Source organism: Nonomuraea sp. NPDC050691, assembly GCF_040654455.1.
Classification (GTDB): domain Bacteria; phylum Actinomycetota; class Actinomycetes; order Streptosporangiales; family Streptosporangiaceae; genus Nonomuraea.
This window is the reverse complement of the sequence record NZ_JBFAIA010000240.1, coordinates 1-10,262: the sequence shown is the minus strand read 5'-3', so window position 1 is coordinate 10,262 and position 10,262 is coordinate 1. Positions and strand designations below refer to the sequence as shown.

Genomic DNA, 10,262 nt, shown 5'->3' with positions numbered 1-10,262 from the left:
ATCACGTCGAGCCGGTGCCCGGCGAACGCGCGGGAGGTCGCGGTCACGGTACGCCCGGCGGGCGTGGGCGCGGAGAAGTGCGCGTCCACCACCCACACCCGGTCCTTGGGCCGGTGGACCCGCAGGTCGGACAGCGAGCGCCAGCGGTGCGCGGGTGTCGGCGTGGGCACCGGCGCGGGATGCGACGGCGGGGTGTCCAGGACGGCGACGACCACGCGGCGCGTCTCCGGCAGCAGCTTGTGCAGGGTGGCGGCGCGCCGCAGGTCGGCGGGCGTGCGGGCGAGCACCAGCACCTCCGCCGCCTGCTCGGCGGCGGAGAGGGGCTCCAGCAGGTCCCGGTCGAGGTCCACGGGCTCCGGCGCGCCGGCCGGGTCGTCCCCGGACGGATTCCCGGACGATTGTCCGGACAGGTTTCCGGACGGGTTTCCGGACTGGGGGCGGGGCAGGTCGGCGGCGGCGATCCCCGCGAGGAAGACCCGGGCGCCCGGCATCTCCGCCAGCAGCTCCGCGATCATCCCGCGCTCCTCAGATGCCTGATGAGCGAGGTCAGCCGCCCCTGCTCCCCAGAGTCGGCCCCGGCCTCGGCCGACAGGCGCTCGACCTCGGCCGACAGCCGTTCCACCTCCGCCTTGAGGCTCTTGACCTCGGCCAGCCGTTCGGCGGCCACGGCCCGCCACCTGGCGGCGTCACCGGCCGGCGACTGGGCCTCGGCGACGGGGACGAGCCCGTACTCGGCGCCGCTCACCCACAACGACCCGAACATCTCGTCCACCAGGTCGTCGTCCGCGCCGTTGAGCCGGGCCGCCCGGGCGAAGGCGGCGGTGCGTTCCAGCCGGGCCGCGACCACGCCGTGCGGCGACTCGGCCAGGGCCACGCAGACCAGGCCGAGCAGGTCGGCGTCCGCCAGCCGTACGAGCCGGGACAGCGTGTCGGCGCCGGGCGCCCAGCCGGCCGGCAGCCGCAGCAGGAACGGCGTGGGAGCCGCGGAGAGCGGCTCCTCCACGGCGAAGGAGACGCGCGGCTCGTGCCGGTAGAGGTGGGTGAGGAGGCGGGCGTCCAGGAAGGGCTCGTCCAGGCAGTCGCGCCGCCCGTCCGTGAGCTCGTCCCACGGGCCGGTGATCGTGACGGCCGCGTCGGCGGGCGTGCCCGCCAGGACCGCGTCCACCGCGCCGCGCGTCTCCTCGTACGTGGTCGCCGGCACGACGACCCGCACGTACGGCACGCGCCAGTGGCGGCGCGGGTGGGCCCGTAGCCAGCGCAGGTCGGGCACGAGGTCGCCCAGGTAGGACCAGTTGTGCCGGTGCACGTCCTTCTCGCGCCGCATGACCGTGGACGGGCCGACGTGCTCGGCGCAGGCCTCGGGGTCGGGGATGAACACCGCCCCCGCCTGCGCGAGCCGGTAGCCGAGCTCGGTGTCCTCGGCCATGTTGAGCCCGGTGTCGACGCCGCCCGCCGCGCGCAGCAGGTCGGCGCGCACGGAGCTGGAGGCGCCGGTGTGCAGCAGGTACGCCCCGGCGCCGGCGTCCTTCAGCATGCGCGTCGACTCCAGGGTCTTGCGCGTGTACGCCGACTGGACGCCCTCCTCGCCCGGCGCGTCCACGAACCGGGTGTCGCCGATCACCACGGCGTGGTCGATGAGGTGGTGCCAGCGCATGTGCGCCTCGATGTGCCCGGGCGCCAGGATCATGTCCGCGTCGAGCCAGTGGACCACGTCGCCGGTGGCGGCGAGCCGGCCGGTCTCCCGGGCAGCGCCCCGGCCCCAGCCCTCCGCCACCCGCACCACGCGCGCGCCCGGAACGTCGAGCGGCGGTTCGCTGCCGTCGTCGGCCACGACCACCTCGACCAGCTCGGCCGGGTAGGTCTGCGCGGCCAGCGACGCCACGGTCCGCTCCAGGTCCTCCTGGCGGCCGCGGGCGGGGATCACCACGGAGACGGTCAGCTCCGGCCGCCACGCCCCGATGGCCGGGGGCTCCAGCGTGCCGTAGTCGTTGTGCCTGACGCGGGGAACACGGGCCGCCCGGCTCATACCGGTCCCTTGGCCAGCGCGCGGACCTCGTCGCGCAGCTCCTCCACCTCTCGGGCGCGGACCATGGCGTTCACGCGGTCCTCGCCGAGCGAGGCCAGGATCGCCGACAGGTCCTCCTCGCGCCGGGCGGACGCCTGCTCCACGGCCGCGCTCAGCCGGTCGAGCCGCGTCTCGACGCGCCTGAGAGCGGTCAGGGTCTTCGCCAGCTCGCTCTCGTGTCTCTTGACCCGCAGGTCGATGCGTTGCGCCTTGCCGTCGAGGCGGCGCACGACGACCACGAGGAGGGCCAGGGCGGACAGCGCGATCAGGAACGCCCCCGTCGCCGCCGCCGCGCCCACGGTCACGAGCCCGCCGAGGACGAGCAGCACGAGGGCGGCGACGGCCAGGACTCCGAGGATCGCGGCGGCCGCTGCCAATCGGCGGGGCGTGAGCATCCGCGCAAAACCTTTCGTCGACATGGACATATCGGGCGTCGGGATTTATTGACACCTTAATCAACATTCGACACTACGTTGTCATAAGTTCCTGGAGACAATCTGGGAAAGATCCTTTGCAAGCTGGGAGATCACTCGGCGGGCTTTGCGCACCGGCTGGCGTGTCAGTCAAACGGGCGTAAGGTAGGCGCCGATCTCAGTCCCCCCCGGCCGAGGAGCACTGCACGCATGTCCGTCACCCCCTGCGGCTTCACGCGCACGCCGGACCAGGGGCTCGCCCGCCTCCGCTGGAGCGGGGCCGGGTGGGCGACCGACGGGCAGCCCCCCGAGACCGCGGAGCCACCGCCCGCCTCGGCGCCACCGCCGCCCCCCACCCCGGCGCCCGCCTCGACGCCGCCCGCCTCGACCCGCACCCAGCCGCCCGACATCGCCGCCCTGCGCCCGCTGCGCGGCCTGGAGGTCGACTGGCCCGCCGGCCCGGTCCCGCTCGACGACGTCGTACGGCTGGCCGCCGCAGGGGTCCCGCTCACCGCGGCCCACGCGCCCGCCTGGGTGCCCGCCGGCCTCGCGGCCCTGCTCACCGACCGGTCCTGGCTCGCCCACGAGCCCGACGGCACCGTCCGCTGCCTGGCCGACCTGCGGCGCGAGGAGCACAGCGTGCGACTGCGCCGCCTGGTCCACCGGCCCGCGAACCCGCCGTCGGTCAGCGTCGTCATGGCCACCAAGCGTCCCGAGCTGGTGCCCGGCGCGCTCGCCCAGATCGCCCGCCAGCGCGGGGCCGAGGTCGAGGTGCTCCTGGGACTGCACGGGGTGCCGTACGAGAGCGTTCGCCAGGCGGTCGAGGACCTCCAGCTGCCCGTCGCCTGGAAGGAGGTGCCCGCGGAGGTGCCGTTCGGCACGGTGCTCAACGAGGCGGCCGCCCTGGCCGGCGGCCACTACCTCGCCAAGTGGGACGACGACGACTGGTACGGCCCCGACCACCTCGCCGACCTCGTCATGGCCCTGACCTACTCCGGCGCCGACGTGACCGGCACCTCCGGCGAGTTCTTCTACCTGGAGCCGCTGCGGGCCACGATCCGGCGCAGCGCGTTCGCCAGCGGCGCCGCGTACCGCAGCGAGGTCTGGTCCGACCACGTGGCCGGCGGCACCATCCTGGTCTCCCGCGAGGACTTCCACCGGATCGGCGGGTTCCCCGCCCAGCCGCGGGCCGTCGACCGCGACTTCCTCAAGGCCGCCTCCGAGGTCGGCGCGAGCATCTACCGCACCCACGGTCTCGGCTACGTGCTCAGGCGAGGGCTCAGCGGCGCGCACACCTGGCAGCTCCCGCTCGCCCACTTCCTCAAGGTGGCCACCAGCCAGTGGCGCGGCTTCCGGCCGAGCCTGCTCATGGAGGACGCGGACGCGCGGGTGGAGGCGGCATGAGGGCGGCCCCGGAAGACGCGGGTGGAGGCGGCGTGAGGGTCCGTGGCAACGACTACCGGGTCCTCTTACCGGCCGAGGACTTCACGCCCCGCCTGACCGTCAGCGTGATCGTCCCCGCGTACGGCGGCCAGGACAAGCTCGACCTCGCGCTGGCCGCGCTGGCCCGGCAGACCTACCCGGCGGAGCTCACCGAGGTCGTGGTCGTCGACAACGGCAGCACGCCCCCGCTGCGGCTGCCGGCCGTCCGGCCGCCCGGCACGCGCCTGATCACCTGCGACACCCCGGGCCGGGCCGCGGCCCGCAACGCCGGGCTGGCAGAGGCGAGCGGCGACGTCGTCCACTGGCTCGACTCCGACGTGCTGCTCACGCCGGGCGCGATCGAGGCCCACATGCGCTGGCACCACGCCGCGCCGTACCTCGTCGTGACCGGCTACATCCGGTTCACCGGCGCGGCGGTGCCCGCCGAGCTGCCCGACGACCTGGAGAAGGCGTTCGAGCCGGCCGAGCCCCACGGCTGGATCGTCGACCTGGTCGAGCGCACCGACGGCCTGACGGACAACCCGCAGCGGCCCTTCAGCCTGCACGTCGGCGGCGCCACCTCGGTCGCGGCCCGGCTGGTCGAGGCGGCCGGGCCGATGGACGACGACCTCGTCCTCGGCCAGGACACCGAGATGGGCTACCGGCTGGCCCAGGCCGGCGCGGTGTTCGTGCCCGAGCCGCGCGCCCGCGCCTACCACCTCGGCCCCACCATGCGCATGCGCGACAAGGAGCGCATCGACCGGGTCAGCCACGCGTTCGTGGCCGACCGCATCCCCTCCTACCGGTGGCTGCGCTCCCATCCGGGCCGCCAGTGGAAGGTCCCGTACGTCACCGCCGTGGTCGACGGCACGGCCGGGTACGAGAGCGTGCGCGCCACGGTGGACGCGCTGCTCGCCGGCACGGTGCCCGACCTGTCGGTCGTCGTCACCGGGCCGTGGGAGTCGCTGGAGCGCGAGCGCCGCGCCCCGCTCACCGATCCCGGGCTCGACCTGGTGCTCGTCCACGGCCATTACCGGCACGAGGGGCGGGTACGGCTGGCGGAGGCCGCCGAGGTGGACCCGGCCGTGCCGTACGTGCTGCGCCTGCCGCCGGGCTGGGCGCCGGGCGAGGACAGCCTCGCCCGGATGCTCGACCTGTGCCGTGACGAGGGGCTGGGCCTGGTCAGCGTGCTCCTGGAGGAGACGGCCGACGGGGTGGTGGCGGCCCGGCTCGAACGCTCCGCCGCCTTCGCCCGCGCCCGCGTCGTCGCGCGGCCCGGCGAGGACCTCGACGACGTGGTGGACGAGGTGGCGGGCGTGATCTGGGTCGAGGGCGAGACGTACGCCTTCACCACCGAGCCCGCGGCCGTCACCGGCCGCCGCGGCGCCCTGCGCGCCCGCGCCGAGGCGCAGGCGGAGGTCGCGCGGCTGACCAAGGAGGTCGAGCGGCTGCGCGGCCAGGTGGGCAAGTGGCGCGACGAGGCCGGCCGGTGGCGCAAGACCACGGTCGAGCTGCGCCGCGAGGTCAGCGGCCTGCGCCGGCAGCTCGCCGCGGCCAACCGCGCTCAGCAGGGCATGCGCGCGATGCTGTCCATCACGGTCAAACGCGCCCTCGGCAAACGCCCGCGCGCCTGATCCCGGGGGTGGGCGCCTCTGGGAGGGCGGGCGCGGGGCGTGCCGGGAAGCGGCGTCAGCCGGAGCGGAGGGCCGACTTCAGGCGGCCGAGCAGGGACCGCTCGGCCTCCGGCGAGTCCGGCGTGTGGACCGTGACCGGCGCGGGCTTCGCCGGGGCCGCCGGCTTGGCGGGACGCGCCTGCTCCGGGGAACCGGAGCCGGAGCCGACCGCGGAGCCAGAGCCGGACCCGGCGGTCGTGGCGCCGGGGGAGGCGGCGGCCGGGGGAGCGGCCGGCGGCCAGTAGCGGTCCGGTGCCACGTGCCGCACGCCGTGGGTGGTCGCGATGATCTCGTCCAGGTCGCCGCCCGGCTCGGTCAGCAGCAGCGCCCGGCCGAGCGCGGAGGTGCGTTCGAGCCGTGCCGCGCGCCCGTCGGGCAGGTCCACGACGAGCACGCCCGTGAGGTCCTTCTGCACGTCCTCCACCATGCGCTCCAGCGTCGCCCGGTGCAGTGGCACGTCCACCGGCCCCCGGTAGCGGAACGGGGCCGGGGCGGGCGTGGGCGCCGCCTCGTCGATCAGCCTGATCCGGTCGTCGTGGGCGAACAGGTCGCGCATCAGCCGCAGCTCGAAGCACGGGTCGCCGAGCACCGAGCGCCGCCCCTCGCGCAGCAGCGACCAGGGCCCCACCAGCGTGACCACCACGTCCTGGAGCTTGCCGTCCAGCGCGGCGGCCACCGCCTGCCGTACGACGGCCTCGGAGGTGTCCGTCACGTCCAGAACGATCTCGACGTACGGCGCCAGCCACCGCCGCCCGCGGTCCTTGCGCAGGTCGCGGCGGAGCGGGATGCGATGGGCGAGGTACGGCTCGACGGCCCGCACCGCGCGCTCCCGGTCGCGGTGCTGCGCGGGCAGCCCCAGGTGGACGGCGCGCGCCTCCATGTCGGGGATGAACACCACGCCGTACATGGCCAGCCGGTAGGCGAACTCGGTGTCCTCGCCCCGCAGCACGGTCGGGTCGAGCCCGCCCACGGCGTGGAAGACCTCGCGCGGCAGGGCGACCGTGGGCCCCGTGCACACGTGGTACGGGTTGCGGCTCTTGCGCAGCCCGTCGGTCTTGGCGATCGTCGCCTCCGTCGAGCTGGCCACCGCCTTGTCCAGGTCGAACAGCTCTCCCAGGTCTCCCGCACGGAAGACCTCGTCCGGGGTGAGCGGCGGCGCCTCGACGAACCGCTTCATCCCGATCGTGACCAGGTAGTCGGTGAGGTGGTGCCAGCGGGCCATCGCCTCGATGTGCTCGCGGCAGGGCACCATGTCGGCGTCGAGCCGCTGGATGATCTCGCCGTCGGCGGCGTTGGCCCCGGTGTTGACCGCGTTGGCGATACCCCAGCCGGTCTCCACGGGGACCAGGCGGGTGTTGCCCGGGCGGATCTCCGGCAGGCGGATCGGCGGCTCGCTGCCGTCGTCCACGACCAGGACCTCCATGAGGTGACCCGGGTACGTCTGCGCGGCGAGCGCCGCGAGCGTCAGGTCCAGGTGCGGCCCGCCGTGCGCGGGAATCACCACGCTCACGGACCGGGCAGGCGTCCAGGCGCCGAGCTCCGGCTGCTGCAAAGGAGAAAAGTCGTTCTGCGTCATGGCAGGACGCGCGTTCATGTTGGTGACCCCCTGGCCGAGACTTTATCGGGAGATGCTGAGAATTTCCTGTAATGCGGGACACCCGTCGGAACCCCTCAGGGACCGGCTCGTCCTGTGGACGGGGGTCGGCGGCGCACCCTCGCACCCCGTACACTCGGGCGCAACACCGCAGGCAGGGAGTCATCATGAGCAGGTCGTGGCGTGGCCTCATCGAGGAGTACCGAGAGCGCCTTCCGGTCACCACGAGGACGCCGGTCGTCACGCTTCTGGAGGGCGGCACGCCCCTGGTGCCCGCGCACCGCGTCTCGGCCCTCACCGGCTGTGACGTCTACCTCAAGGTCGAGGGCGCCAACCCGACGGGCAGCTTCAAGGACCGTGGCATGACCATGGCCATCAGCAAGGCCGTCGAGGAGGGTGCCAAGGCGGTCATCTGCGCCTCCACCGGCAACACCTCGGCCTCGGCCGCCGCCTACGCCGTGCGCGCCGGGCTCACCTGCGCCGTGCTCGTGCCCCGCGGCAAGATCGCCATGGGCAAGCTGGCCCAGGCGCTCGTCCACGGGGCCACCCTGCTCCAGGTCGAGGGGTCGTTCGACGACTGCCTGGAGATGACCCGCAAGCTGTCCTCCAGCTACCCCATCGCGCTGGTCAACTCGGTCAACCCGTTCCGGCTCCAGGGCCAGAAGACGGCCGCGTTCGAGATCGTCGACACGCTCGGCGACGCGCCCGACATCCACTGCATCCCGGTGGGCAACGCCGGCAACATCTCCGCGTACTGGATGGGTTACCAGGAGTACCTCGCCGACGGGGTGTCGTCCAAGGCGCCGCGGATGTTCGGCTTCCAGGCGAGCGGCGCGGCGCCGATCGTGACCGGCGCGCCCGTCGCCCACCCGCACACGATCGCCACCGCCATCCGCATCGGCAACCCCGCCTCGTGGGAGCTGGCCACCGCCGCCCGCGACGAGTCCGGCGGCGCCATCCAGTCGGTCACCGACCGGCAGATCGCCGCCGCGTACAAGCTGCTGGCCCAGGAGGAGGGCGTGTTCGTCGAGCTGGCCTCGGCGGCCAGCGTCGCCGGCCTGCTCCAGGCGCACGCCGAGGGGCTCGTCGAGCCGGGGCAGCGGATCGTCTGCACGGTCACGGGCAACGGCCTGAAGGACCCCGACTGGGCCATCTCGGGCGCCCCGGCGCCGGTCACGGTGCCCATCGACGTCCACGCGGCGGCCGCGGCCCTCGGCCTGGCCTGACCCGCGTCAGAACTCACCGACGAGCCGGGACTCAGCCGGCGATCGCGGCGTGTGGAGAGGAAGACCTGATCGGATGGGTAGCGTGCTGATCCGCGTGCCTGCCACGTCGGCCAACCTGGGCCCCGGCTTCGACGCGCTCGGCCTCGCCGTCGGCCTGTACGACGAGGTGGAGGCGGAGCTGACCGCCGAGCCCGGCGTCGAGGTGACGGTCCGGGGCGAGGGCGCGGGCGAGCTGGACCTCGGCGAGGGGCATCTGATCGTCACGGCCATGCGCCGCGCGTTCGACCGCATGGGGGCCGCGCAGCCGGCCGGCATCCGGGTGAACTGTCTCAACCGCATCCCGCACGCCCGTGGCCTCGGCTCGTCGTCTGCGGCCATCTGCGCCGGCATCCTCGCCGCCCGCGCGCTCGCCTCCCCCGACGGGGCCGCCGGATTCGGCGACGACGAGGTGTTCGCGCTGGCCACCGAGATGGAGGGGCACCCCGACAACGTGGCCCCGTGCCTGGCCGGTGGCCTGACCGTGGCCTGGATGGAGCAGTCCGGCGCACCGCGTATGGTGAAGCTGGTTCCCGACGCGCGTGTGCGTCCTGTCGTGCTCGTCCCGGCGACACGGCTGGCCACGGAGAAGGCGCGGGGGCTGCTTCCGAAGGACGTGCCCCACAAGGACGCCTCCTTCAACGCCGGCAGAGCCGCGTTGCTGATCGCCGCCCTTACTCAGCGGCCCGATCGGGACCTGCTCATGGCGGCGACGGAAGACCGGCTCCACCAGCACTACCGCGCGCCTGCCATGCCCGGGAGCGCGGATCTGGTACAACGGCTGCGTGCGGCGGGTGTGCCCGCTGTCGTCTCCGGCGCGGGTCCCACGATCCTCGCGTTTGCGACACCGGATTCGCAGGATTTGATCGCGCCCGAAGTGGGTAATGACTGGCACATCCAGCAAATGGACGTCGACCAGGTCGGTGCGAACGTTCAGTTTCCCGAGACACGCTGATGCCTCTTTAGACCTCCAGGGAATAGCCGTGTGCGCTGGTGATGTTAGGCTGATAGCCGCACCAGATGCCCCTCTGTTGGGTGCGTGCTTGTCAGCCACACATCGCTGCATCATGCTTCACGTCGCGAGGCGTGAGCAGCGCGGCTGTCTCCCCGGAACCCGTCGCCTCCGGTTGGCCCACACCCGGTTGGCCCGACGCGAGGCGGCGACGACGGGGATCTGCGCGTTCGAATCACCTCGACATCTGGCTGGCGACAGCAATCTGGGGGGTGTCTTCCACGCGCCACCGGCCTGTGGCTGCCTGGACGAGCCTCTCCCGATGAGTGGCGACCGTCCCCAGCGGCGGCCGAAGATCGCAACGTGCACCCCGACCCGGTCTGTTGCTCCGGATCGCAAGCACCTCCGGGACGCCCGGCAGAACGAAACCGGCGCCCGACCCCTGGGAAGGACCTTTTAGTTGAGCGACACCACCGAACTCCTCTCCGACGCATCAGGCTCGCCTGCGCAGCCGGCGTCCGGCGACACCCCCTCCCGTGCCGCGAAGCCTCGCGCGCGTCGCTCCGGCACCGGCCTGTCCGCGAAGGTGCTGCCCGAGCTGCAGAAGATGGCCGCCGAGCTGGGCATCAGCGGCACCGGGCGCATGCGGAAGAGCCAGCTCATCGCGGCCATCCAGGAGAAGCAGGGCGGCTCCGCGGAGGGCGCGAGCGCGTCCGCTCCCGTGGCCGAGGCACCCGCCGTGGCGGAATCGGCTCCCGCGGCGGAGCGCCCCACCCGGGCCCGCAGGGAACGTTCCCGCGTCAAGCCCGCCGACGACCCCGCGCCGCAGGCCGCCGAGCCCGCCGCCGCCCCGGCTGAGCCGGTGGCCGCCGCCGCTCCGC

General features: G+C 73.9%; 8 protein-coding genes and 1 pseudogene. 5 read left to right on the top strand and 4 right to left on the bottom strand.

Annotation, left to right across the window (positions count from 1 at the left end; genetic code table 11):
• The 3 genes and pseudogenes from AB0H81_RS41340 to AB0H81_RS41330 all read right to left on the bottom strand — a co-directional run.
• Positions 1–515: pseudogene (locus AB0H81_RS41340) on the bottom strand (hypothetical protein); the annotation flags it as partial.
• Complete coding sequence (locus tag AB0H81_RS41335; RefSeq protein ID WP_358386874.1) at positions 512–2,026, bottom strand: glycosyltransferase; 1,515 nt, start codon at positions 2,024–2,026, stop codon at positions 512–514. The gene AB0H81_RS41335 and the pseudogene AB0H81_RS41340, both read right to left, overlap by 4 nt.
• Entirely contained in the window at positions 2,023–2,460 is a 438-nt protein-coding gene (locus tag AB0H81_RS41330; protein ID WP_358386871.1) for a hypothetical protein, read from the bottom strand. The genes AB0H81_RS41335 and AB0H81_RS41330 overlap by 4 nt, the downstream gene beginning before the upstream one ends.
• 228 nt (positions 2,461–2,688) lie before the next feature.
• Here AB0H81_RS41330 and AB0H81_RS41325 point away from each other — a divergent pair, with 228 nt between their 5' ends.
• Together AB0H81_RS41325 and AB0H81_RS41320 are read left to right on the top strand one after the other, a co-directional pair.
• A complete protein-coding gene (locus AB0H81_RS41325; protein ID WP_358386869.1) occupies positions 2,689–3,882 on the top strand; it encodes a glycosyltransferase in 1,194 nt (397 codons plus the stop codon).
• Between the two features lie 32 nt (positions 3,883–3,914).
• A complete protein-coding gene (locus tag AB0H81_RS41320; protein WP_358386866.1) occupies positions 3,915–5,534 on the top strand; it encodes a glycosyltransferase in 1,620 nt (539 codons plus the stop codon).
• A gap of 55 nt (positions 5,535–5,589) precedes the next feature.
• Here AB0H81_RS41320 and AB0H81_RS41315 read toward each other — a convergent pair whose 3' ends face one another.
• On the bottom strand, positions 5,590–7,167 hold the full coding sequence (locus AB0H81_RS41315; RefSeq protein ID WP_358386863.1) for a glycosyltransferase: 1,578 nt from the start codon (positions 7,165–7,167) through the stop codon (positions 5,590–5,592).
• Positions 7,168–7,334: 167 nt separating this feature from the next.
• On the opposite strand from AB0H81_RS41315, the gene thrC reads away from it, so the two are divergent.
• From thrC to AB0H81_RS41300, 3 genes are all read left to right on the top strand, one after another.
• Positions 7,335–8,393 (top strand): threonine synthase, encoded by a 1,059-nt coding sequence (thrC, locus tag AB0H81_RS41310; protein WP_358386860.1) that lies wholly within the window; start codon positions 7,335–7,337, stop codon positions 8,391–8,393.
• A gap of 73 nt (positions 8,394–8,466) precedes the next feature.
• A complete protein-coding gene (thrB, locus tag AB0H81_RS41305) occupies positions 8,467–9,384 on the top strand; it encodes a homoserine kinase (protein ID WP_358386857.1) in 918 nt (305 codons plus the stop codon).
• A gap of 457 nt (positions 9,385–9,841) precedes the next feature.
• Positions 9,842–10,262 (top strand): Rho termination factor N-terminal domain-containing protein (locus AB0H81_RS41300; protein ID WP_358386854.1); only part of this gene is annotated, 421 nt, incomplete at its 3' end.

Coding starts and splice junctions, on each gene's coding strand:
- AB0H81_RS41330 (WP_358386871.1), bottom strand. CDS start 2,460: ATGCTCACGCCCCGCCGATTGGCAGCGGCCGCCGCGATCCTCGGAGTC.
- AB0H81_RS41325 (WP_358386869.1), top strand. CDS start 2,689: ATGTCCGTCACCCCCTGCGGCTTCACGCGCACGCCGGACCAGGGGCTC.
- thrB (WP_358386857.1), top strand. CDS start 8,467: ATGGGTAGCGTGCTGATCCGCGTGCCTGCCACGTCGGCCAACCTGGGC.
- thrC (WP_358386860.1), top strand. CDS start 7,335: ATGAGCAGGTCGTGGCGTGGCCTCATCGAGGAGTACCGAGAGCGCCTT.
- AB0H81_RS41335 (WP_358386874.1), bottom strand. CDS start 2,026: ATGAGCCGGGCGGCCCGTGTTCCCCGCGTCAGGCACAACGACTACGGC.
- AB0H81_RS41315 (WP_358386863.1), bottom strand. CDS start 7,167: ATGAACGCGCGTCCTGCCATGACGCAGAACGACTTTTCTCCTTTGCAG.